Here is a 22,443-nt window from a genome sequence, read left to right on the forward strand (position 1 = left end):
ACACAATGAAGAGGGAGACGCGCAGCATGGCGCAGCCTGCGATAACCATGGGCGGCGCGCCGGAAGGGTTCGATGCCCGGCTGGTGCTGAAAGAGGTCGAGACGTCCGGCGGTCCGGTTCTTCATGTGGCCCGCGATGACAAGCGGATGGAGGCGATGCGCGCCGCGCTGGCCTTCTTTGCACCGGATATGCCGGTCTTTGTCTTTCCCGGCTGGGATTGTCTGCCCTATGACCGCGTCTCGCCCAACGCCGATATCTCCGCCGCGCGGATGGCGACGCTGGCGGCGCTGGTCCACCAGATGCCTTCGCAGTTCATCCTGCTGACCACGCTCAACGCCGCCAGCCAGCGGGTACCTGCGCGCGAGGTCCTGCGCGAGGCGGCCTTTAGCGCCCGGGTCGACCACCGGATCGACGAAACGGCGCTGCGTCAGTTCCTGGTCCGCATGGGTTTCACGCAAAGCCCAACGGTCATGGAGCCGGGCGACTACGCAATCCGGGGCGGGATCATCGATATCTTCCCGCCGGGCGACACCGGGCCGGTGCGGCTCGATCTGTTCGGTGACGTGCTGGATGGAGCGCGCCGGTTTGATCCGGTGACCCAGCGGACCACCGAAAAACTGGACCTGATTGAGCTGGCGCCGGTGTCCGAGGTGATCTTGGACGAGGCCGCCGTGACCCGGTTCCGGCAGAACTACCGGATTGAATTCGGTGCGGCGGGCACTGACGATCCGCTGTACGAGGCGGTCAGCGCGGGCCGCAAGCATCAGGGTATCGAACATTGGCTACCGTTCTTTCACGAGAAGCTGGAAACCCTGTTTGACTACCTGCCGCAGGCCTCGGTCACGCTGGACGATCAGGTCACCGCATCGCGGCTGGCGCGCTGGGACAGTATCGTGGACCAGTATGAGACCCGCAAACTGGCAATGACGCAAAAGGGACGGCTGGACACGGTATACAAACCAACGCCGCCGGGGCTGCTGTATCTTGACGACAGCGCCTGGGAGGACGCAATAAGTGCACATCGTACCATCCAGCTGCACCCGCTGGCGCAGGCCTCTGGCCCCGGCGTGGTGGATGCAGGCGGGCGGATTGGACGGGATTTCGCGCCCGAGCGGCAGTTGGAAAACGTCAGTCTTTTCGGTGCCTTGGCCGCCCATATTCAGGAGCGGATGCAAAAAGGTCCGGTCGTGGTTGCCTCATACTCCGAAGGTGCGCGGGAACGTCTGACTGGGTTGATCGAAGACGAAGGTCTGGCCGAGGCGATCCCGGTCATGGACGGCACACGGATCGGAAAATCCGGGCTGCATCTGGCGGTCTGGGCGCTGGAACACGGGTTCGAAGCGCCAGACATGACGGTGATCTCGGAGCAGGACGTTCTGGGCGACAGGCTGATCCGCTCGCCCAAGAAACGCCGCAAGGCCGAGAATTTCCTGACTGAGGCGCAATCGCTGTCGCCGGGGGATCTGGTGGTGCATGTCGACCACGGCATTGGTCGCTATCAGGGGATGGAGGTTATCAGCGCCGCCGGGGCGGCCCACGAATGCCTGCTGCTGGAATATGCCGAAGAGGCCAAGCTCTACCTGCCGGTCGAGAATATCGAACTCCTCAGCAAATACGGCCACGATGAAGGGCTGCTGGACCGGCTGGGTGGCGGCGCCTGGCAGGCGAAGAAGGCCAAGCTGAAAGAGCGCATTCGGGAGATGGCTGACCGGCTGATCCGGATCGCCGCAGAACGGGCGCTGCGCAAGGCGCCGATCATGGATCCGCCGCCGCACGCCTGGGAGGAATTCTCGGCACGTTTCCCCTATCAGGAAACCGACGATCAGCTGCGCGCCATCGAAGATGTGATGGCCGATATGACCTCGGGCCAGCCAATGGACCGGCTGATCTGCGGCGATGTTGGCTTTGGCAAGACCGAGGTTGCGATGCGCGCGGCCTTTGTCGCGGCGATGTCCGGCGTGCAGGTGGCGGTGATCGCCCCGACAACCCTGCTGGCCCGTCAACACGCGGCCTCCTTTGCGGAACGGTTCCGGGGTTTCCCGTTGGAAGTCAGGCAGTTGTCGCGCTTTGTTACGACAAAAGACGCTGCCAAAACGCGCGAAGGTATGGCCAAGGGCACCGTTGATATCGTGATCGGCACCCATGCGCTGTTGGCCAAGGGGATCAAGTTCCAGAACCTTGGCTTGCTGATCATCGACGAAGAGCAGCATTTTGGCGTTGGCCACAAGGAGCGCCTGAAGCAGCTGCGCAGCGACATTCACGTCCTGACCCTGACGGCAACGCCGATCCCGCGGACCTTGCAATTGAGCCTGACGGGCGTGCGGGATCTGTCGATCATCGGCACGCCGCCGGTGGACCGGCTTGCGATCCGCACCTATGTCAGCGAATTCGACGCTGTCACCATCCGCGAAGGGTTGCTGCGGGAACATTATCGTGGCGGACAAAGCTTTTACGTGGTGCCGCGGATTTCAGACCTCGCCGAGGTCGAGGAGTTTCTGAAAGAGCAGCTACCCGAGCTGACCTATGTGGTGGCGCATGGTCAGATGGCGGCCGGTGAGCTTGATGACCGGATGAATGCCTTCTACGACGGCAAATTCGACATCCTTCTGGCCACCACCATCGTGGAATCGGGCCTCGACATTCCGACAGCCAACACCATGGTGGTCCACCGGGCCGATATGTTCGGCCTTGCGCAGCTTTATCAGATCCGGGGCCGGGTCGGCCGTTCGAAGACCCGCGCCTATGCTTACCTCACCACCAAGCCGCGCGTGCGCCTGACCGCGACGGCGGAAAAACGGCTCAAGGTGCTCGGTTCGCTCGACACTCTGGGCGCCGGATTTACCCTTGCCAGTCAGGACCTTGATATCCGCGGCGCAGGGAACCTGCTGGGCGAGGAGCAATCGGGCCAGATGCGCGATGTGGGCTATGAGCTGTACCAATCGATGCTGGAAGAGGCGATTGCAAAGATCAAGGCGGGCGAACTGGAAGGCCTGTCGGAGGGCGACGATCAATGGGCGCCGCAGATCAATCTGGGCGTGCCGGTGCTGATCCCCGAGGATTACGTGCCCGATCTGGATGTGCGCCTTGGCCTCTATCGCCGCCTCTCGGGCCTCACGACCAAGGTCGAGCTGGAAGGGTTTGCCGCAGAACTGATCGACCGGTTCGGCAAACTGCCGAAAGAGGTCAACACCTTGATGCTGGTGGTACGGATCAAGGCGATGTGCAAACGCGCGGGCATCGCCAAGCTGGACGCCGGCCCCAAGGGCGCGACCCTGCAGTTCCACAACGACAAATTTGCCTCCCCGCAGGGGCTGGTCGAATTCATCGAGGATCAGAAGGGCCTCGCCAAGGTCAAGGACAACAAGATCGTCGTGCGTCGCGACTGGAAAAAGGACAGCGACAAGATCAAGGGCGCCTTTGCCATCGCCCGCGACCTGGCCGAAAAGGTGGTCGCGGAGAAGAAGAAAGCCAAGGCCAAGCAAACCTAGGCCTTCAGCACGCAGGGATGGTGCGGGTCAGCCGCAGCAGCCCTGCGGCGCCATCGCCACCTGCGCGCAGCCGCAGGAGGCCATGATCCCGTCCGAGCGCGCCTGCGCCAGATCCAGCTTTTGCCGAATGTGGTGGATTTCCACGGTTTCCCCACGCGCCGCGAGGCAGTCGTGCAACCCTTTGAGACTCCAGACGTTGTCGGGATGGATCGACGCCCGCGACAGGGTGCCATCCAGCCCCAGATCGGCGCGATAGACGGCCTCTGCCTCCGCCACATGGCCTTGCTCCAGCAGCAGCGCCCCCAGCGCGTGGCGGGTGGGCTGCATCCAGCCCCAGGGTTCGTCGTAAGGCAGGTTGTCATCCAGATCGACCGAGCGGCGCAAATGCCCATAGGCGATATCAAAGTTGCCCTTGCGATACTCAATCTCGCCGCGCAGCATTTCTCGCGCGATTTCAAGAAGATCGACAACCCGGTTATTGTGCATCAACCGGGTCTCCGGCACCCGATCCTTGGCCGCAAGGAACAGCGCTTCCTCGGCCTCTGCCTCAGCCACGAGTCCCGTCGCAGCATAGCCAAGGGCGCGGGCATAATGGGTGGTGGCTGTCAGGGTGCGGAACAACTCCTGATCCTCTGGCAGTTCCAGTGCAATCGCCGCGTCCCAACGCCCAAACCGGATCAGGATATGAGGATGCATGGCCATGTAGCTTTCGAAGTAGTCCGCCATCGGCGGGCTTTCGATCCGCAGCATTTCAATCGGCGTGGTGTCCCACAGTCCCTGATTGGCGCGCAGGGCTGGTTCCATTTGTCCAAGGAAAAGAGCACCATAGATCACGAAGTGATAATCGTGCTGCCGATAGCCGGTATAGATATTATAGGCGCCTTCGCGTTCGTAGTATTTCAGGTCTGCTTCGATCGCCTTCTGGTTCCAGTAGACCACGTCCTGATAGTTGCCGCAGAGCACGTCGATATGGGTGGGCATATGCACCAGATGCCCGGCATCGGGCACCAGATCGCGCAGCACATCACCCGCCTTCAGCGCCTTTTCCGGGGTCGGCGACATTTCCATCAGGTGCACATAAAGATGCAGCAGGCCGGGATGGGTCATGGCTCCGGGCAGGCTATCAAAGGCGTCTTCCAGAACCTGTTGCGCTTCTTTCGTCGCGGCGCCTTCTGCCGGAAGGCCGGTTTTCAGATCCCACATGTTCCAGGGTGTGAGGTTCAAGAGGCTTTCGACATAGACGCAGCGCAGGTCCAGATTGTCGGGCACCTTGGCAAAGGCCGCACGCATGCTGTCGGCAAAATCATGGTCCCAGGCGTGCATGTCATCGACGGGCGTGCGCTGCGGATAGCGGGCGGTCAGCGCTGCGATCAAGGCTTGCTCGACCGGGGTGCAGCCCTCTGCGTGGGCCAGGGCATATTGCGTAGCATCATAGGCGGTCGCCAGCGCCTCGGCCCGGGTGGCGGGGTCGTGCAGCTCCCATGGCATGTTGTAGTTGGGGCCGGATGCATAGGCGAGACCCCAATGCGCCATGGCGCAACCCGGATCCTCGGCCAGCGCGCGGCGAAAACAGGTGGCCGCCTCCTGATGGTTATAGCCATAGGTCCAGATCAGACCGCGATCAAACCACAGCTGCGCCTTGGCGCTGCCGGTGGTCACGGGACAGGAATAGGTCCCGAGATCATAATAGAAATCCATGAAAACACCCCTTCAAGCTTATGAAGAGGTTAGGGTTTTCAGGCTTGCCGGGCAAGCGGCGTGTCCCCGGCGCGACGCGGCAGCAGTGCAGTTGCGCAATCTGCTGGCAGGCGGCGGTGCGGGGTTAAGCCGCAGGCAGGCGTGCTTCTACTCGCGCCATATGCAGCATGACGAGAAACCCGAGGAAAGCCATGATCAGAATGCCTGCGGTCAACGGCAGCAGCGATCCGTCGAACAACAGCCCGACCGGTGCGGCGATGGCTGCGGCAACTACTGTGGAGATTGCCCCCATGACCGAGGCAGCCGTACCCGCGATATGGCCCATCGGCTCCATCCCCATGGCGTTGAGATTGCCAAGGGTAACGCCGGCCATGAAGAACACGCTGGTCTGCCAGGTCACAAACAGGCCAAAGGCTACGGAGTTGTCCAGCGGCATGCTTTCCAAGACCAGCATGGCCGATGCCAGACCGATCTGGGAGGCCAGCGCCCAGGTCACCATGCGGCGCATCCCCAGACGCACCACCAGTACAGCATTCAGGAGGCTGCCCGTCCCAGCCACCAGCGCAACGCCGAAGAACCAGAAAGGGAAGCTTTCGGCGCGGTCAAAGACCACATCATAGGCCGGTTGAACCAGGGTGATCATGGTGAACAGCATGCCAAGGCACAGGCATTGGGCGATGATCGACAGGCGGACGGTGGGGTGGGTCACCATCTCCTTCAGTGCTGCAGCCATCAGCGCCGGGCGCACCGGGCGGCGGTCTTGCCGCTCCAGCGTTTCGGGCAGGCGCACGCCCATCCAAAGTGCGATGATGAGAGCAAAGGCCGCAAAGGCAGCAAAGATGCCACGCCAGCTGGAAAAGGCAATGATGACAGAGCCCAGCATCGGCGCAACCGCCGGAACGAGGGTGAAGATCATCATGGCGATGGAGACAACCCGCGCCATCTCACGGCCCGAATAGAGATCCCGCACCACGGCCATGGCGACAACGCGCGGTCCGGCTGCGCCAAGCCCCATGGTGACCCGCGCCAAAAGGGCCAGTTCCAGGGATTGCGCGGCCCAGGCCGCGGCCGCCGAGATGATATAGAGAATGACGCCGCCAAAAATGACGGGCTTGCGGCCAAAGGCGTCAGAGATCGGGCCGGTAAAAAAGGTGCCGATACCCATGCCCAGAACAAAAGAGGTGATGATCAGCTGTGCCCGATTTATGTTATCGGGGCTGAGCGTTGCGCCAATTTCCGGCAGGGCCGGCAGCATGGCGTCGATGGAAAAGGCGATGGTAGCAAACATCATCGCGATCAAGGCGATAAATTCACCTTTCGACATCGGGTTTGAAACGGATTTTGACATAGATAACCTCATGCGGCGCTTCAGAAGGAACCGGAAATCGGATCCAATCCGGGCGCCGCTGAAAGGCCGCTACCATGATTTTAAAAAAGGCACCAGTAGATCGCCTGCACAGGACGCTGTGCATCAATGCGATGGTCAGAATTGTGGCAGCGTCGTCACTGGCGCGCAGGTGACGTGGGCGGATCGGGACACTCATCCTCGTTGGCCGCAGTGGTCGGATCTTCGCGGTGGTGGCGACCGAAATGGGCGATCAGCCACTCGCTGTGTTCTTCGCGTTTTTGGATCTGGTAGAGCGCGAACTCCCGGATCGCCAGGGCAAAGACCCCAAGGCCGCTGAAGATCAGGATGATCGTGCCAATCTTCCCGGCCGCCGTCACGGGAACAAAGTTCCCGTAACCCACGGTGGAAATGGTCACGACCGTAAAGAACAGGCTGTCCAGCCAGTTCCACCCCTCGGCGTAATGAAAAAACACTGTACTGAAAACGACGATACCGATGAGGGTGGCAAAGATACTGGACCGCTTAATCTGCATTATTCATCCTTTGGTCCGGCTTCCAACTGGGACATGATGTCGGCGATCACCTGCTTCCACAGTTCGGGCGGCTGGGCACCGGGCACGGCGTGCTGGTTGGCCACCACGAAGGTCGGGACCGAGTTCACGCCCATCTTGCGCGAATGCGCATCGCGGGACTGGATCGCCTCGATGTCGTTCTCGGTCTCCAGCAGTTTCAGCATGATATCGCGTTCCATGCCAATCTCTTCGGCAATGTCCGCAAGGATTTCAGGATCACCGATATCCAACGCTTTAACGAAATAGGCGTCAAACAGGGCGTCGACGGCCTCGGTCTGCTTGCCTTCGGTGCCGGCCCAATGGATCAGCCGATGCGCGTTGAGCGTATTGGGCGTACGTTTCATGCCTTCGAAATCGATCTTCAGCCCGGCCTGTTCGGCATGTTCCACGATGGGCGCATAGGCGCGCACTGCGGCGTCCTTGCCTCCGAATTTCCCTTCCAGATAGGCGCGCCGGTCCATGCCTTCGCGGGGCATGTCGGGGTTCAGCTGGAAGGGATGCCATTCGATCACAAAGGGATGGTTCGGGATCTCGGCCAGTGCCTTGTCCAGATGGGTCTTGCCGATATAGCACCAAGGGCAGATCGGGTCCGAAAGAATGTCGAGCTTGACCGAAGGAAGGCTGGTCATTGGTTATCCTTTGAAATAGGCCGGCAGGGCGCGCCTCAGCAGTTTTCCGTTTGCGCCAGTCGGCAGGGCATCAAGATACACATAGGCACGCGGTTGTTTGTAACGCGCCATACGGTCCGTGGCAAAATCCCGAAGCTCGGCTTCGGGGATCTCTTGCGGGCCGGTGTAGAAGGCCACGATAATATGTGTGTCTTCCTTGACTTCAACCGATGTCACCCCGACTTGCACAATCCCGTGATGAGCCGCGAGCGTGGTTTCCACCTCGATCGGGGAAACGCGGAAACCGCCTGCGTTCATCATGTCATCGGCGCGGCCCAGATAGGTGATCTGACCATCGGTCGTCATGGCGCCCTGATCGCCGGTTAGAAACCACTCACCCTGCATGCGTGCCTCGGTTTCTTCGGGGGCGTTCAGATACCCCAGCATCAGACCGGGGTCAGAGCGGTGCACCGCGATGGTGCCTTCGGCGCCGCGCGGTACTGGCCCATCCGGGCCAAGAATGGCGACCCGACGCCCATCCTGCGGCTGGCCAAGCGCATCATCCTGCGCCGGATGTGCCGGAGAGGAGGAAATGAAGGTCGAGCATTCCGACATGCCGTAAGCCTCATACAGGGCCCGGCCGGTACGCTCGGTCCAGAGGTCAGACAGGTGGCGCGACAGTTTTTCCCCGGCGCAGAGGCCGTGCCGCAGTTCTGGCAGATGAAGATCGCAATCCGAATTGAGGATTTTGCGGTAAACTCCCGGTGCCGCAGCAAAAATCGTGGCGTGATAATCGCGCAGCAAGGCAGGAATCGCCTCGGGCGGTGTGTCCGGGTCGGGGATCAGCGCGGTGGCGCCGATGCTCCAGGGGTCCATCAACCCGGTACCGAGGGTAAAGGTCCAGTTGAAGGCACCGGCGTGCAGCAGGCGGTCGTGTTCTGAAAGGTCGTACCAGTCCCGCACCATCATCTGCCGCGCCCAGATGGCACGGTGTGCATGGGCGACGGCGCGGGGTGATCCGCTGGTGCCGGAGGTATAGACCACATAGGCCAGACGGTCCGGATCCCCCATGTCATACTCGCAGGGCGGAAGGTCGCGCATCGCGGTCAGTTCAGGCAGGATGATTTCGCGCGGGTGATCGGCGCAGGCGACCGACGGATCGCGCAGAACTGCGGCCACGTCGAGTTCCGCAATCATCTTGGCGGTTTCCGGTGCGGTCAGCTGCGAGGAGGTCGGGACGGGTACCAGACCAGCCGCAATCGCGCCAAGATAGGCAAGCGGGAAATCGACCGTATTGCCAAGCCGCATCATCACAATGTCGCCAGGGCGCAGACCCGCCGCCAACAGCCCCGTGCCGGTCCCGCGCACCGCGGCCTCCAGCTGGGAATAGGTCCATTTCTGGCTTTGATCGCCGCCAAGGACCTCCAACGCAGGTTTTTGAGGGCGGTCGGGTGCGAAACGCAGTACATGGGCGGCCATGTTGAACGGCGCCGGGCAGGGGGCAAAGGGCCCATTGTCGAAAACTGATATCATGGATCTTCGCTAGCGTGACACGTGCCGCGTTGCAAGCTGCCGTGCTGCGGCCTATAGAAACAGCATGACTGGCCGCGACCCCAAAACCCTTATCACCATTGCCCGCTCTGGCGGCGAAGACACGCAGGCAGAACCGCTGGACCTTGGCGTCCGCGTGCGGGAATTGCGCAAGGCGCGGGACTGGACGCTGGAACACGCGGCCAAACAAGCGGGGCTGGCCCGTTCGACCCTTTCGAAGATCGAAAACGGCCAGATGTCCCCGACATATGACGCCCTGAAAAAGCTGGCCGTCGGGCTGGAAATTTCAGTACCGCAGCTGTTCACCCCGCCGCAGCGCGATCAGGTGAACGGGCGGATGACGGTGACAAAATCCGGTGAAGGATCGCATCAGGCGACGGCCACCTATGAGCACGCACTGCTCGCCGATGGTTTGACCCGCAAGCAGATGCTGCCGTACCGGGCCCGGGTCCGGGCGCGCTCGATGGATGAGTTTGACGGCTGGGTACGGCACGACGGCGAGGAATTCCTCTATGTGCTGACCGGGGTGATCATGCTTTATACCGAGTTTTACGAGCCGGTTGAAATGCGCCGGGGCGACAGCGCCTATTACGATGGTGCCATGGGGCACAACGTGATCTCGCTCAGCCCGGATGATGCGACCATTCTGTGGGTCACGTCCCTGGTCTGAAGGCCGCAGTGAAGTACTGCTGACAACTCCCTGAATTTTTGTGATTTTGTTTTTTGAGGGATGGCGCCCAGGAATTTTCGCGCATCACCGTATGACCCGCGCTACGGGCATTTCAGCCCACAGCGGTCACAGCGGCTGTAGTCCGCACCCCAATGCGATGACCAAAGGAACACGGCGCTCAGATCGCATCGCGTTCCAGCTCTTCATGCAGCCTTTCCCAAAACAGGAAGTCGTCGGCCTCTTCCTGCGCCTCGGTGAGCGTCAGGTGGTGCGACTGGGCCAGGTAAGCAACGAACCCGTCCTTGTCGCCGATCGGACAGGGAGCATACCGGCGTTGAAGATACGGAAACCGCTGTTTGGCGCGGGGAAAGCGGACCGCCCAGCTGGCCGAAGCAGAGAAACATGACATTTCGAGTACCCCGTGAAAACAACAACAATACGGTATTATGGTAGCAAATATGTCAAAAAAGAAAACAATAGGATCATGAAGATCTTCACGATCACGCGAAACCGCTGTGATCAACGCCTAGTGGTTGCGGTGCCGTGCCCAATTACTCTGGTTGATACCACCAAACGTCGGGGAAGAAGCCGGTGCGATCACCATATATTGGAAGGCTCTCGGGATGGGCCAGTTGCCGCTTATGGGCAATGCGCCCTTTGTCGTATTGCCAGATCGGGATCACATAGCGCCCCGCCGTCAGCACACGGTCCAGTGCCCGTACCGCAGCGGTGAAGTCATCCGTGCTCTTTGAGGTCAGCAGCTGGTCAATCATCGCTTCGGCGGCGGGGCTGTCGATGCCCATCAGGTTGCGGCTGCCCGGTTGGTTGACCCCGGCGCGCCCCCAATAAAGTTTCTGTTCGTTGCCGGGGCTGAGCGACAGATCGCGGCGGAACCGGGTCAGGTCGAAATCGAACTCGGACTGGCGGGCAACATATTGCGCATTATCAACAAGTTCCGGCGTGATCGTGATGCCGAGGCGATCCAGCGCGCGGGCGTAGATTTCGACAATGGTCTTCATCTCTGCATCGCCTTGGCGCAGCAGCACCGACAAGGTCAGCACCTGACCGTCGGCATTCTTCAACACGCCGTCCTGTACAGTCCATCCAGCCTCGGCCAGAAGCCCTACCGCGCGGCGCAGGTTCCTGCGGTTGCGTTTGGTGCCATCGCTGCTGGGCAGGGTGTATCCCTCCAGCGTCCCCGGCAGCAGGGTTTCGGCATAGGGCTGCAGCAGAGCGCGGACATCGTCGGGCGCAGGCCCTTCACGCATGCCTAGGGTGGAGTTGGAGAAATAGGAGGTGATCCGGGGCTGGATACCGCCGGTGACGGTGCCGTTGATATATTCGAAATTGAAGGCAAGGATCAGCGCCTCGCGCACGCGCCAGTCATCCAGCGGCGCGCGGCGTGTGTTCATCGCCAGCCCGGTCATGCCGGAGGGCCGCTGATGCGGGATCTCGCTTTTGACCACGTCGCCGTCGGTCACAGCCGGGAAGTCATAGGCGCTTTTCCATTTGTCGGCGTTGAATTCGCGATAGGCGCTCAGCTCTCCGGCCTTGAAGGCCTCGAACAGCACCGTCTGATCGCCAAAGAAATCTATGCGGAGCTCGTCAAAGTTATGCATGCCCCGGCGCAGCGGTAGATCCGCGCCCCAGTAGTCGGGATTGCGGGAAAGGGTGACAAACCGGCCCGGCTCGAAATCGGAGACCAAATAGGCACCGGTGCCGATGGGCGCCTCGCTCAGGCCGGAGGCCGCGAAATCCTTGCCTTCCCACTGCGCCTTTTTCAGGATCGGACGCATACCGGCGATCAGCGCCAGCTCCCGGTCTTCGGTATTGAAGGTAATCTTCAGGCTGCGTGGGCCGGTCTGTTCAATCCCCGCCACCTTGGACCAGAACCCGCGATAGCGCAGGTGACCTTCGGTGCCGAGCGTTTCATAGGACCACAGGACATCCTCGACCGTGACAGGGCTGCCATCGGAAAACCGCGCCTCGGGGCGCAGGGTGAACTCCACCCAGGAGCGGTCCTCGGGCACGTTGATCGATTCGGCCAGCAAGCCATAAAGGGTAAAGGGTTCATCCCAGGAGCGGCCCATCAGGCTTTCGTATCCCCAGAAGCGGAGCTGCCAGGGCGGGGTGCCTTTCTGGGCAAATGGGTTCAGCGTATCAAAGCCGCCGGTGTTGCCGACAACCAGCCTGCCGCCCTTTGGCGCCTCGGGGTTGGCATAGGGAAGCGCGGTGAAGCCCGGGTCCAACGCCGGTTCGCCATACATTGCAATACCATGGGCTGATTCTGCGGCTGCAAAACTGGCGTTGAGACAAAGCCCGATTCCCATCACAAGCGATCCGGCGGCGGAGAAATATTCTGACCTCACTTTGGCAACAATCCCATTCTGCCCTTATTTACTTGAGCCTTCACGGTAGAGGCGCGTCTTTGTCTTTTCAAACTTTTAGCTTGGATGAAAGCACGAAATTGCGTATAAAGGGGTCACTGCTCGATAGGTTTCTTGCCTGTATGAAACCTGCCTCAATAACTTAACGCCCGCTTCGTGCGGGCGTTTTTTTTGGTGAAATCGTGTGGTTTTCGATGGCAAATAGCTTGGGAGAGTACGGCGGAAGCGCTGTGTATTTCGGCCGTCCTGGCTGAACAAGTCAGTAGTCCTACGCGTTTTCTTTGCCCCGGTCACGTGGCAGAATGCCGCGCAACTCAACTCAGCTTAAAGGACACCTGAGATATGACACTGAAGGGCAAAACGGCGGTGATTACCGGATCGAATTCGGGCATCGGCCTTGGCGTTGCGCGCGAGATGGCGCGCGCCGGTGCGGATGTGGTTCTGAACTCGTTCACCGACAGGGACGAAGACCACGCGCTGGCCGAAGAGATCGCCAAGGAGTTCTCGGTAAATGCCCGCTACATTCAAGCGGATATGTCCAAAGGCGAAGACTGCCGGGGCCTGATCGAAAAGGCGGGTAGCTGCGATATCCTGATCAACAATGCCGGGATCCAGCACGTCGCCCCGATTGATGAGTTCCCGCTGGACAAATGGGATGCGATCATCGCGATCAATCTCAACTCGGCCTTTCACACCACCGCAGCGGCGCTGCCCAAGATGCGCGCAGCGGGCTGGGGCCGGGTGGTCAATATCGCCTCTGCACATGGTCTGACCGCATCGCCCTATAAATCGGCCTATGTGGCGGCCAAGCACGGCGTGGTCGGTATGACCAAGACCGTGGCGCTGGAAACCGCTGAAGAGCCGATCACCGCCAATGCGATCTGCCCGGGGTACGTGCTGACACCGCTGGTCGAGGCGCAGATCCCGGACACCATGGAGAAATACAACATGGGCCGCGAAGAGGTGATCAAGAAGGTCATGCTTGAGCGTCAGCCCTCGCGCGAATTCGCCACGGTTGAGCAACTTGGCGGTACGGCTGTCTTCCTTTGCTCGGATGCGGCTGCGCAGATCACTGGGACCACGATCAGCGTCGATGGTGGCTGGACCGCTCTGTAAGCGGTATGGGAAAAGGAATGGAGTGGCAGCGAGATAGCTGCCGCTCTTAATGTCGGCATTGCAGGTTGAAGCACGAAAAAGCCTAAGTCGTCAGCCTTTGGCCCCGTCGGCGGGCGGCTGCGTCGGATCCTTGGGGTTCGGGTAGACCAGTCCGGCGGAAATCACCAGTTTCGCTGCATCCTCGACCGACATGTCGAGAACGGTCACATCCTCTTCTGGCACAAACAACAGGAACCCGGAGGTCGGGTTGGGTGTTGTCGGGATGAAGACGCTCATCAACCCGCCGGATGTTTCGGCCCGCTGGGCAATTTCGCCCTTCGCCTTGGTCGAGACAAAAGCGATCGCCCAAACTCCCTTGCGCGGATACTGGATCAGACAGGCGGTATCAAAGCTGCTTTCCGACTGGGCGAATACGGTTTCCGAGATCTGTTTGATTCCGGAATAAACCGAGCGGATCACCGGCATCCGGTCCACTAGATTCTCCGCGAACCCGATCAGCGAACGGCCGATGATGCCTTTTGCAATCCAGCCGACGATGATGGTGAACAACAGGAAGATGATCAGCCCGACGCCGCGCAGGTTGATGCCGATATATTGCTCGGGCCGCATGGTATGCGGCACCAGGGGCAGAACCACACCGTCAATCCAACCCATCACGGTCCAGAGCAGCCAGAGTGTCAGCCCCACCGGCGCGATCACGACGATCCCGGTTAGAAAGGAAGAGCGCAGCCGCGCGAACAGGCCGGGACGGCGGTGGGGTTCTTGATCAAATGGAGTGGTCATGGGCGCATTCACGATGACAGATGCGGGGAACCTAGGCACTGTTCAGCAGAACGGCAATGGCCGCACTGCCGAATTACCATATCAGCCCGCGATTGCGTTCAATTCCTGAGCAATAGCCGCGGCAAGACGGGCGTTGTTGCGCACAAGCGCGATATTGGCCACCAGCGAGCGTCCTTCGGTCAGATCAAAGATGCGCTGCAGCAGGAAGGGTGTCACCCCCTTGCCGGAGATACCCTGTGCATCGGCCTCGGATTGGGCCTGTGCGATGATCGGAGACAATTCCTCGGCCGGGATCTGTGCCTCGGCCGGGATCGGGTTCGCGACCAGCTGCCCACCATTCAGTCCCATGGCCTGACGCATTGCATGGGCGCTGGCGATCTCTTTGGCCGTGTCCATCCGCAGTGGCGCCATCAGTTCGGATTGCGCCGACCAGAAGGCGGGGAAGCTGTCCTGACCATAAGAAATCACCGGAACCCCTTGGGTTTCCAGAACTTCCAGCGTTTTCGGGATGTCCAGAATCGCCTTGGCGCCAGCCGCAACGACAGTCACCGGGGTTTGCGCCAGCTCCATCAGGTCGGTGGAGATGTCAAAACTGGTTTCGGCGCCCTTGTGCACGCCGCCAATGCCGCCGGTGGCAAAGACGGAAATCCCCGCCAGCCGGGCAGCGATCATGGTGGCGGCCACGGTGGTCGCTCCGGTGCCGCCACTGGCGATGCAGGCAGCGATATCCGCGCGCGACACCTTGGCGACGTCTTTCGCCTGGCCCAGCGCCTGCAGCTCATCCGCTTCTAGGCCTACGTACAGCTTGCCGTTCATCACCGCCATGGTGGCCGGAACCGCGCCCGCATCGCGAATGTCCTGTTCGACCTGTGCGGCGGTTTCCACGTTTTGCGGATAAGGCATGCCGTGGGTGATGATGGTGCTTTCAAGCGCGACAATGGCGCGACCGGCAGCGCGGGCCTCGGCCACTTCTTGGGAATATTTGATGGGGATCACAGCGGAGGCTCTCCTGAAACATATGTGGCTGCGGCGGTCAAAGCAGATGCCAGCGCCGTGGCGGGCGGCTCGCCGCGGGTCTCGGCGGCGATATGCGCCGCCATGAAAGTATCGCCAGCGCCGGTGACGCGGGCCACGGTGACCTGCGGCGGCTCAAGCGTAAAGGTATTGTGTGCGTCCGCCTTGGTAGCCGACCGGCTGCCGTCGGTGACAAGAACCCGCGCGGCGCCGCGCTCCAGCAGGGCGGTTGCGGCGGTTTCGCTGTCGCCGAACGTGGCCTGGCAGAGCAAACCGGCCTCTTCGAGGTTAACGTAAAGCGTGCCCCGGCTGCGCATCAGGAATGGCCGTAGCCGCTCTGCCTTGCCCGGAGAGGCAGGCGCCACCCGCAGGTCGGCATTGGCAAAGGCGGGGCTGGCGGCGATGTCGTCAAGCAGGGACAGGGTCAGGTTGCCATCCAGCGCAACCGGCCCGGCATAGGGCGCGGTTTCCGAGCCAAGGGTGCCATCCAGTAGCGGGCGCAGGATCTTCGCCCCTGCGGCCTCAAGCGAATGAGCATCGGCAATCGCTGCGATCAGCCCGTTGGCGCCTTCGACCGCCATATACTGGTCAGTCGGCAAATCTTCGGAGCGGTAGACATGCGCTGTATCAAGCCCGAGGTGACCACAGGCGGCGATCAGCTCATCCCCTTCGGCATCCTGACCAATCGCGCTCAGCAGCGCGGGTTTCAGGCCAAAGCGGGCCAGTGTCATGGCGATGTTCATGGCAACGCCGCCGGGCAGGCGGGTGATCCGCCCCGGCATGTCAGAACCGCGTTGCATGTCAGAGGAGCAGCGGCCAATCACGTCCCAAAGCACCGATCCGATGCAGAGAATCTGGGCGGGAGCAGGTTGGGCCATGGGGGTATCGGAACGGGGCGATGTCATGGCTCTCTCTTGCCGCCTTTCACGCGCCCCCGCAAGCGGCTTTGCAACCTATGGCACCGCAAAGGTCAGCGCAGCCCAAAGCGTTTCCCATACCGCGCCGGTTTCCGGATCGGACGGGCGCAGTACAACGGCGTCCAGAAGATAGGTATGGCCGGGCTTCACTGGGATCTCGGCGCGTCCCTCTGCATCGGTCTGGGTCAAGGTGATGGTCACGCTGTCATCGGGCGCGCGTTCGAAGATTTCGACCTGTGCGGCTGCGCGCGCTTTTTGCTGATAGAACAGCTGAACCGGTAGTGTGTCGCCCTTGAATGTGTAGGGATTTGCAAGGGCAACAAACTCCGTCTCCATGCCGCTTTCCCGGTCCGACCCGGCGCCGCTGCCGACGGCAATCAGGGATTTCGCGTGCCTGCTGTAGCGTTCGGTGAATCCATCCACGGGCAGGCCGCGCCCCTCGTGTCGGGCACGGATATCGGCAAATCCCTTATGCTCGGCGAAGGCGTCAAATTTTTCCCAAGTCTCATAGATCAGCGTTTCCGGCATAGTTTCATGGACCAGAGTCAGCAACCCGTCCCGTTCGGCGGTCACTGTCAGGGCCGGTAGATCGCCCATGCGTCCTTCGTAAGGGGTGGCGGTGTCACCGGTGATCACCTCGGACCGTTTGGTGCGAGTTTTGAAATAGGGCAGCCGAAAGCCCTTGAACTCTTGCCCGTTCAGCAATTGCGCTGGGAGTTCCTCTCCGGATTCAACTTGATAATTCTGCGGTTCGATCCAAAACTCATGGGACAGGGCCGGGTCCGCCAGCCTGAACGAGAATGCAAAAACGAGTAAACAGGCCAGGTGATTTTTCATGACGAATTCTTTGTTGCTGCGTGGGATGAAGGTGGCATGCCTCTGCCTGCTGTCAAGTCTCGGCTTTTGGGGCGCCGAACGCGCCCTAGCCCATGAGGTGACACCGGCCATTGGTGATTTCACAATTGAGGACAACACGTTACATCTGTCTCTTCGTTTGAATGCAGAGGCATTTGTCGCCGGTATTGATCTGGATACGCACCAAGACACCGAAGCGGCCGATCAGGCGGGCGATTACGATCTGTTGCGCGCCATGCCGCCCGAGGAACTGGCGCCGATGCTGCGCCTGTTTGCCGAGGACTGGCTGAAAACCCTTGATGTCGAGGCAGGGAGCCCTCTGCCGCTGGTGGTGGAAGATGTACGCGTCGCACCGGTTGGTGACGTCGAACTGCCGCGCGAGAGTGTGCTGACCCTTTCGGGGGAGCTACCGCCGCTTGCCTCGGCGCTGACGATCCGCTGGCCAGAAGGGGCTGGGGCCGTGGTTCTGCGTCAAAACGGGGTGGAAGAACCTTTTACCGGCTATATTCAGGGCGGTGAGAGCACCGGACCCATCGCGATCGGGGGCGGATCGGCCTTGTCCCCGGCAAAGGCTTTTACCAGCTATATCCCGGTAGGTTTTGACCACATCCTCCCGAAAGGTTTGGATCACATCCTGTTTGTCCTGGGGCTTTTCTTCCTCAGCACTCGTATAAAGCCGCTTTTGTGGCAGGTCAGCGCCTTTACTGTCGCCCACACCATCACGCTGGCCTGTGGTGCGCTGGGGCTGGTGACTGTGAACCCGGCGGTGGTGGAGCCGCTGATTGCGGCCTCGATCGTCTTTGTTGCGGTGGAGAACATCTTTGCCCGGCGGTTGCACAGCTGGCGCACGGTGGTGATCTTTGGCTTTGGCTTGTTGCACGGGCTGGGCTTTGCCAGCGTACTGGGGGAATTTGGCCTGCCGCAGGCGCAATTCATTCCGGCGCTGATCGGGTTCAATGTCGGGGTTGAACTGGGGCAACTGACGGTGATCGCGCTTGCCTATCTGCTGGTCGGTTACTGGTTCGGCGGCCATCCGAAGTACCGCGGCCGCGTCGCCATTCCAGCCTCCGTCACGATTGCGCTGATCGGCAGCTATTGGTTCGTGGAACGCGTCTGGCTCTGATCGTGTTTACATCGCCCCGCAGCTGTAACACCGGGGCGATGACGTACCTTCTGGGAGAGCTGAGGCTCAGCCCATTGCCTTGATAAATGTTTGAAGCGCTGCGACGGGATCTTCGCTGCGCCAGATTTCCTCGCCAATGCCAAAGAAATCCGTGTAAGGATAAAGGCTTCCGACCAGCTCTTCAGTCAAACCACCTTCGGCCACGACCGGCACTTCTACCACTTCGGACCACCACTGGAACAGCTCCTGCTCAGCCACCGCGCCATCACCCAAGCCGGATGTGCCGACGGGGCCAAAGCTGATGTAATCGGCGCCGGCTTCGCCTGCGGTCAGCCCGTCGTGACGCGAGGCGCCGCAAAAGCTGCCGACAATGGCATCGGCGCCAAGCGCCTTGCGGGCGCTGCGCACGGATTTGGAGGCATCGGTCAGGTGCACGCCATCAAGGCCGAGCCGCTCGGCCAGGATCTGATGATCGGAAATCACGATGGCCACATCGCGGGCCAGGCAAACCTCGCGCAGGGCGTCACCGGCGCGGCTAAGCGTGTCTTCATCGCGGCTTGCCAGATCTAGGCGCACGCAGGCGATCTCGGTGCTGTCGAGCACCTTGGCCAGCTGGTCGGGAAACCGGCCCAGTTCAAAACTAGGCGGCGAAATCAGATAGATCTGGGGCTTTTCCACTGTGTTCGCGGCGGTATCCATCAAGGGCGCTCCTGTTGCTTGCTGGCTGGTGTTTAACGCATCTGCCACAGGACGCAAGGATCCTGCGCCGCCCTGCGACGCCGGGACCAGCAGTGGATGCCCTTGCCGTTCGCAGCCCCTGCGATTACAGCAGGGGAAAATGCCCTTTGGGCGCTATGGAGACAGACATGCCCAGCGATATGCCACAGCCCGCCTTTGTTCTGGTGCGCCCCCAGATGGGCGAAAACATTGGCGCCGCCGCCCGTGCGATGTGGAACTTCGGGCTGGACCGGATGCGCATAGTGGCGCCGCGCGACGGCTGGCCGAACCCAAAATCGGTGGCCATGGCCTCGGGCGCGGGGCGGCTGCTGGACGAGGCATTGCTGGCGCCCGATGTGCCCGGCGCGCTGGAGGACTGTTCCTTTGTCTTTGCCACCACTGCGCGTCCGCGTGAGCTGACCAAACCGGTCTACAGTCCCGAAGCCGCAATGAAGCTGGCAATTGAGAAAATCCGCGGCGGCGAGAAGGTCGCGGTGATGTTTGGCCCGGAACGTGCGGGCCTTGAGAATGACGATATCGCCCGTGCCAATGCCATCATCACGGTGCCGGTCAATCCGGAATTTGCCTCGCTCAACCTTGGTCAATGCGTGCTGCTGGCTGCCTATGAATGGCGCCGTCAGGCGGCCGAGGTCGAGCACGAGGTCTTCGAGATCGGTAAATCCGACTGGGCCACGGGTGTCGAGGTCGAGGCGCTGGTCACCCATTACGAGGACCGGCTTGAGGAAGCCGGCTATTTCTTCCCACCGGAAAAGGCGCCGGGGATGAAAGTGGTGTTCCGCAACCTGTTCAGCCGCATGCGTCTGACGCGGGCGGATGTGCAGATGCTGCATGGGGTGATGCGGCAGATGGTCCGCTGGAAGAAAATGTCGGACGATAGCTGAGCGTTAGCACTGGACGATCCGGACCGCCAACCCTAGCTTCACCGCGAAACCGAAGAGGGACGAGCATGAGCAGCAAGCGCAGTATCTTCCAAGAGGTCAGTGAACCCGAGGCCAAGCCGCAGACCGCCGCAACCGGCATGATCGACCGGGGCCGGGGCGGCGCCCGCAAGGCGATCCGGGCCTGGCTCTTTGTGCTGTTTGCGCTGGTGGTGGCGATGATCGTGGTCGGCGGGCTGACCCGGCTGACCGATTCCGGCCTGTCGATCACCGAATGGCGCCCCGTCACCGGGGCCATTCCGCCGATGAACGAGGCGGAATGGCAGCAGGAGTTCGACAAATACAAGCAGATCGACCAGTGGCAGATCCATAACCAGTGGATGGAGCTTGCTGACTTCAAATCGATCTACTGGTGGGAATGGGGCCATCGCCAACTGGGCCGGGTCATCGGGCTGGTCTGGGCGGTTGGCTTTTTTGGCTTTCTGCTGGCCCGCAAGATCCCGACCGGCTGGACCGGGCGGCTGATCCTGCCGGGGGCTTTGGGCGGGGCTCAGGGCGCAATCGGCTGGTGGATGGTCTCTTCGGGCGTGACCCAGGGCGAGGGCATGACCTCGGTTGCCTCCTATCGGCTGGCGACGCACCTTGGCCTGGCCTTTGTCATCCTCGGGCTGATCGCCTGGTATGGCTTCCTTCTGGGGCGGCAGGAACGGGACCTGATGCAGGCGCGCCGGGCCAAGGAAGCGAAGATCTTCGGCCTCTCGACCGGGCTCCTGCACTTTGCGTTCCTGCAAATCCTGCTGGGCGCGCTGGTGGCAGGCATTGACGCTGGGCGGTCCTATACCGATTGGCCGCTGATGGGCGGACAGGTGATCCCGCCCAATCCGTTGATGATCGAGCCGATGTGGAAGAACTTCTTTGAAAACCCAGGCTTGGTGCAGTTTGTTCACCGGATCTGTGGCTATCTTCTGTTTGCCTTTGGGGTGGTTGTCTGGCTACGCGGCCGCGCCAGCGCCCATGGCGCGACCCGGTTCGCCTTCAACGCCGTCTTTGCAGGTTTGATCGTACAGATTGCCCTTGGTGTGATCACCGTTCTTTACGCTGCGCCCTGGCAGGCAGCGATCCTGCACCAGCTGATGGCTGTGGTTCTGTGGGTCCTGATCCTGCGCGCCCGCTTCCTGGCAGGCTATCCGATTGCAACTTCCATCAAGGACCATTGAGAATATGACCGCATTTGAACAGCTGATGGCCTATGAGCGTGACACGCAGGCGTTGGGGCAGATCGCCGGCCGTCTGGGCTGGGATCAGGAAACCATGATGCCGCGCGGGGCCACCGGGCAGCGCGGCGCGGAGATGGCCGCGATCGAATCCGTGCTGCACGCCCGCCGCAGCGCGCCGCAGGTGGCGGAATGGCTGGAGCAGGCCGAAGCCCCGGATGAGGTCGGTGCTGCGCATCTGCGCGAAATCCGCCGCAGCTACGACCGTACCATCAAGGTGCCCGCGGATCTGGCCAAGAAACTTGCACAGGTCACCTCAGAAGCGCAGGGAAAATGGGCCGAGGCCCGCGCCAATGAAGACGTGGCGGCCTTCCTGCCTGTGCTGGAGGAAGTGGTCGCACTGAAGCGTGAGGAAGGTCAGGCACTGGCGGCGGGTGGTGACCTGTATGATGCGCTGGTCGCGGATTACGAACACGGCACAACCTCTTCTGAAATCGCAAAAATCTTTGATGCGATGCGTCCCGGTCTGGTGGATCTGCGGGCGCGGGTTCTGGATAAGCCAGCACCGCAGGGCTTGTCGGGGCGGTTTGATGAGAAAACCCAGATGCAACTGGCCCGCACGTTGGCGCGCACCTTTGGTTATGACATGGCGCATGGGCGGGTCGACAAGGCGGTGCACCCGTTCAGCTCTGGCTCAGGGCTGGATGTGCGGATCACTACGCGGACCAGCGAAACAGATCCGTTCAACTGCTTCTATTCGACCATTCACGAGGTTGGCCACGGGGCCTATGAGCAGAACATCTGCCGCGATTACCTGCTGACGCCGCTGGGGCGCGGGGTTTCGATGGGCGTGCACGAAAGCCAGAGCCGGATTTATGAAAACCAGATCGGCCGCAGCCGTGCCTTTACTGGATGGTTGTTCGAACAGATGCGGGACAGCTTTGGCGACATTGGCGTGTCCGAAGCCGATGCCTTCTACGCGGCGGTCAACAAGGTTCATAACGGTTATATCCGGACCGAAGCAGATGAGCTGCAATATAACCTGCACATCATGCTCCGTTTCGATCTGGAACGGGCATTGATGCAAGGCGACCTGGAGGTAGCGGACCTAGAGGCGGCCTGGAATGACCGATTTGAGGCCGATTTTGGCTATGCCGTCGACAAGCCCTCAAACGGCTGTCTGCAGGACGTGCATTGGTCGGTTGGTCTCTTCGGGTATTTCCCGACCTATTCGCTGGGCAATGTTTACGCCGGCTGCCTGCACGAGGCGCTGCGCCGGGATGTGCCAAAGCTGGATACGGATCTGGCGCAAGGCGATACTTCGGCCGCAACCGGCTGGTTGGGCGAGAAGTTGCAACAGCACGGTGGCTTGCGCAGCCCGCGGAATACCATCGCCCATGCCGCGGGAATGGAGCCGGACCACGCGCCGCTCATGAACTATCTCGAACAGAAATTCGGCGCGCTCTACGATCTGTAAGCTGCC

The 22,443-nt window shown here is 61.2% G+C and carries 19 protein-coding genes; 7 read left to right on the forward strand and 12 right to left on the reverse strand.

Features of this window, described 5'->3' with window-relative positions:
- Positions 1-26: 26 nt before the first annotated feature.
- Positions 27-3,488 (forward strand): transcription-repair coupling factor, encoded by a 3,462-nt coding sequence (gene mfd / locus AAFO90_RS03395; RefSeq protein WP_347508507.1) that lies wholly within the window; start codon positions 27-29, stop codon positions 3,486-3,488.
- Positions 3,489-3,515: 27 nt separating this feature from the next.
- Here mfd and AAFO90_RS03400 read toward each other — a convergent pair whose 3' ends face one another.
- The 5 genes from AAFO90_RS03400 to AAFO90_RS03420 all read right to left on the reverse strand — a co-directional run bounded on the left by AAFO90_RS03400 (position 3,516) and on the right by AAFO90_RS03420 (position 9,247).
- Entirely contained in the window at positions 3,516-5,186 is a 1,671-nt protein-coding gene (locus tag AAFO90_RS03400; protein ID WP_347508508.1) for a hypothetical protein, read from the reverse strand.
- Positions 5,187-5,310: 124 nt separating this feature from the next.
- Positions 5,311-6,534, reverse strand: a complete 1,224-nt coding sequence (locus AAFO90_RS03405; RefSeq protein WP_347508509.1) for an MFS transporter — start codon at positions 6,532-6,534, stop codon at positions 5,311-5,313.
- 155 nt (positions 6,535-6,689) lie between these two features.
- Positions 6,690-7,067, reverse strand: a complete 378-nt coding sequence (locus AAFO90_RS03410; protein WP_065270239.1) for a potassium channel family protein — start codon at positions 7,065-7,067, stop codon at positions 6,690-6,692.
- Positions 7,067-7,735 carry a DsbA family oxidoreductase gene (locus AAFO90_RS03415; RefSeq protein WP_347508510.1) on the reverse strand — a complete coding sequence of 223 codons (669 nt, stop codon included), beginning with the start codon at positions 7,733-7,735 and terminating at the stop codon, positions 7,067-7,069. The genes AAFO90_RS03410 and AAFO90_RS03415 overlap by 1 nt, the downstream gene beginning before the upstream one ends.
- A gap of 3 nt (positions 7,736-7,738) precedes the next feature.
- Positions 7,739-9,247, reverse strand: coding sequence for a class I adenylate-forming enzyme family protein (locus AAFO90_RS03420; RefSeq protein ID WP_347508511.1), 1,509 nt, complete (start codon positions 9,245-9,247; stop codon positions 7,739-7,741).
- A gap of 64 nt (positions 9,248-9,311) precedes the next feature.
- On the opposite strand from AAFO90_RS03420, the gene AAFO90_RS03425 reads away from it, so the two are divergent.
- Complete coding sequence (locus AAFO90_RS03425) at positions 9,312-9,935, forward strand: XRE family transcriptional regulator (protein ID WP_347508513.1); 624 nt, start codon at positions 9,312-9,314, stop codon at positions 9,933-9,935.
- Between the two features lie 178 nt (positions 9,936-10,113).
- On the opposite strand, the gene AAFO90_RS03430 is transcribed toward AAFO90_RS03425, so the two are convergent.
- Positions 10,114-10,344 carry a hypothetical protein gene (locus tag AAFO90_RS03430; protein ID WP_274828089.1) on the reverse strand — a complete coding sequence of 77 codons (231 nt, stop codon included), beginning with the start codon at positions 10,342-10,344 and terminating at the stop codon, positions 10,114-10,116.
- 142 nt (positions 10,345-10,486) lie between these two features.
- The gene (locus AAFO90_RS03435) at positions 10,487-12,265 is read right to left on the reverse strand and encodes an extracellular solute-binding protein (RefSeq protein ID WP_347508514.1); all 1,779 of its coding nucleotides are present in this window, start codon (positions 12,263-12,265) and stop codon (positions 10,487-10,489) included.
- A gap of 399 nt (positions 12,266-12,664) precedes the next feature.
- Here AAFO90_RS03435 and AAFO90_RS03440 point away from each other — a divergent pair, with 399 nt between their 5' ends.
- Positions 12,665-13,438 carry a 3-hydroxybutyrate dehydrogenase gene (locus AAFO90_RS03440; RefSeq protein WP_347508515.1) on the forward strand — a complete coding sequence of 258 codons (774 nt, stop codon included), beginning with the start codon at positions 12,665-12,667 and terminating at the stop codon, positions 13,436-13,438.
- A 90-nt stretch (positions 13,439-13,528) separates the two neighbouring features.
- On the opposite strand, the gene AAFO90_RS03445 is transcribed toward AAFO90_RS03440, so the two are convergent.
- The 4 genes from AAFO90_RS03445 to AAFO90_RS03460 all read right to left on the reverse strand — a co-directional run bounded on the left by AAFO90_RS03445 (position 13,529) and on the right by AAFO90_RS03460 (position 16,989).
- The gene (locus AAFO90_RS03445; RefSeq protein WP_065270246.1) at positions 13,529-14,221 is read right to left on the reverse strand and encodes a DUF502 domain-containing protein; all 693 of its coding nucleotides are present in this window, start codon (positions 14,219-14,221) and stop codon (positions 13,529-13,531) included.
- Between the two features lie 81 nt (positions 14,222-14,302).
- Positions 14,303-15,217 (reverse strand): pseudouridine-5'-phosphate glycosidase, encoded by a 915-nt coding sequence (locus tag AAFO90_RS03450; protein ID WP_347508516.1) that lies wholly within the window; start codon positions 15,215-15,217, stop codon positions 14,303-14,305.
- The gene (locus AAFO90_RS03455) at positions 15,214-16,140 is read right to left on the reverse strand and encodes a PfkB family carbohydrate kinase (protein WP_347508517.1); all 927 of its coding nucleotides are present in this window, start codon (positions 16,138-16,140) and stop codon (positions 15,214-15,216) included. The genes AAFO90_RS03450 and AAFO90_RS03455 overlap by 4 nt, the downstream gene beginning before the upstream one ends.
- Positions 16,141-16,188: 48 nt before the next feature.
- On the reverse strand, positions 16,189-16,989 hold the full coding sequence (locus AAFO90_RS03460) for a DUF4198 domain-containing protein (protein ID WP_347508518.1): 801 nt from the start codon (positions 16,987-16,989) through the stop codon (positions 16,189-16,191).
- On the opposite strand from AAFO90_RS03460, the gene AAFO90_RS03465 reads away from it, so the two are divergent.
- The gene (locus AAFO90_RS03465; RefSeq protein WP_347508519.1) at positions 16,988-18,130 is read left to right on the forward strand and encodes a HupE/UreJ family protein; all 1,143 of its coding nucleotides are present in this window, start codon (positions 16,988-16,990) and stop codon (positions 18,128-18,130) included. The genes AAFO90_RS03460 and AAFO90_RS03465 overlap by 2 nt on opposite strands.
- Positions 18,131-18,196: 66 nt before the next feature.
- On the opposite strand, the gene AAFO90_RS03470 is transcribed toward AAFO90_RS03465, so the two are convergent.
- Positions 18,197-18,829: a thiamine phosphate synthase gene (locus AAFO90_RS03470; RefSeq protein ID WP_347508520.1), complete on the reverse strand. Its 633-nt coding sequence runs from the start codon at positions 18,827-18,829 to the stop codon at positions 18,197-18,199.
- A gap of 167 nt (positions 18,830-18,996) precedes the next feature.
- Here AAFO90_RS03470 and AAFO90_RS03475 point away from each other — a divergent pair, with 167 nt between their 5' ends.
- From AAFO90_RS03475 to AAFO90_RS03485, 3 genes are all read left to right on the forward strand, one after another.
- On the forward strand, positions 18,997-19,749 hold the full coding sequence (locus tag AAFO90_RS03475; RefSeq protein WP_065273454.1) for an RNA methyltransferase: 753 nt from the start codon (positions 18,997-18,999) through the stop codon (positions 19,747-19,749).
- A gap of 65 nt (positions 19,750-19,814) precedes the next feature.
- On the forward strand, positions 19,815-20,963 hold the full coding sequence (ctaA, locus tag AAFO90_RS03480; RefSeq protein ID WP_274828097.1) for a heme A synthase: 1,149 nt from the start codon (positions 19,815-19,817) through the stop codon (positions 20,961-20,963).
- A 4-nt stretch (positions 20,964-20,967) separates the two neighbouring features.
- The gene (locus tag AAFO90_RS03485) at positions 20,968-22,437 is read left to right on the forward strand and encodes a carboxypeptidase M32 (protein WP_347508521.1); all 1,470 of its coding nucleotides are present in this window, start codon (positions 20,968-20,970) and stop codon (positions 22,435-22,437) included.
- Positions 22,438-22,443 lie beyond the last annotated feature (6 nt).

The sequence above is a fragment of the Phaeobacter sp. CAU 1743 genome (assembly GCF_039839315.1).
GTDB lineage: Bacteria > Pseudomonadota > Alphaproteobacteria > Rhodobacterales > Rhodobacteraceae > Phycobacter > Phycobacter gallaeciensis_A.

Bases quoted from the DNA above. Each gene is read 5' to 3' on its own strand.
- AAFO90_RS03460 (WP_347508518.1), bottom strand. From the start codon at position 16,989: ATGAAAAATCACCTGGCCTGTTTACTCGTTTTTGCATTCTCGTTCAGG.
- AAFO90_RS03430 (WP_274828089.1), bottom strand. From the start codon at position 10,344: ATGTCATGTTTCTCTGCTTCGGCCAGCTGGGCGGTCCGCTTTCCCCGC.
- mfd (WP_347508507.1), top strand. From the start codon at position 27: ATGGCGCAGCCTGCGATAACCATGGGCGGCGCGCCGGAAGGGTTCGAT.
- AAFO90_RS03425 (WP_347508513.1), top strand. From the start codon at position 9,312: ATGACTGGCCGCGACCCCAAAACCCTTATCACCATTGCCCGCTCTGGC.
- AAFO90_RS03485 (WP_347508521.1), top strand. From the start codon at position 20,968: ATGACCGCATTTGAACAGCTGATGGCCTATGAGCGTGACACGCAGGCG.
- AAFO90_RS03405 (WP_347508509.1), bottom strand. From the start codon at position 6,534: ATGTCAAAATCCGTTTCAAACCCGATGTCGAAAGGTGAATTTATCGCC.
- AAFO90_RS03440 (WP_347508515.1), top strand. From the start codon at position 12,665: ATGACACTGAAGGGCAAAACGGCGGTGATTACCGGATCGAATTCGGGC.
- AAFO90_RS03445 (WP_065270246.1), bottom strand. From the start codon at position 14,221: ATGACCACTCCATTTGATCAAGAACCCCACCGCCGTCCCGGCCTGTTC.
- AAFO90_RS03415 (WP_347508510.1), bottom strand. From the start codon at position 7,735: ATGACCAGCCTTCCTTCGGTCAAGCTCGACATTCTTTCGGACCCGATC.
- AAFO90_RS03470 (WP_347508520.1), bottom strand. From the start codon at position 18,829: ATGGATACCGCCGCGAACACAGTGGAAAAGCCCCAGATCTATCTGATT.
- AAFO90_RS03420 (WP_347508511.1), bottom strand. From the start codon at position 9,247: ATGATATCAGTTTTCGACAATGGGCCCTTTGCCCCCTGCCCGGCGCCG.
- AAFO90_RS03410 (WP_065270239.1), bottom strand. From the start codon at position 7,067: ATGCAGATTAAGCGGTCCAGTATCTTTGCCACCCTCATCGGTATCGTC.
- AAFO90_RS03435 (WP_347508514.1), bottom strand. From the start codon at position 12,265: ATGGGAATCGGGCTTTGTCTCAACGCCAGTTTTGCAGCCGCAGAATCA.
- AAFO90_RS03400 (WP_347508508.1), bottom strand. From the start codon at position 5,186: ATGGATTTCTATTATGATCTCGGGACCTATTCCTGTCCCGTGACCACC.
- AAFO90_RS03455 (WP_347508517.1), bottom strand. From the start codon at position 16,140: ATGACATCGCCCCGTTCCGATACCCCCATGGCCCAACCTGCTCCCGCC.
- AAFO90_RS03465 (WP_347508519.1), top strand. From the start codon at position 16,988: ATGACGAATTCTTTGTTGCTGCGTGGGATGAAGGTGGCATGCCTCTGC.
- ctaA (WP_274828097.1), top strand. From the start codon at position 19,815: ATGAGCAGCAAGCGCAGTATCTTCCAAGAGGTCAGTGAACCCGAGGCC.
- AAFO90_RS03475 (WP_065273454.1), top strand. From the start codon at position 18,997: ATGCCCAGCGATATGCCACAGCCCGCCTTTGTTCTGGTGCGCCCCCAG.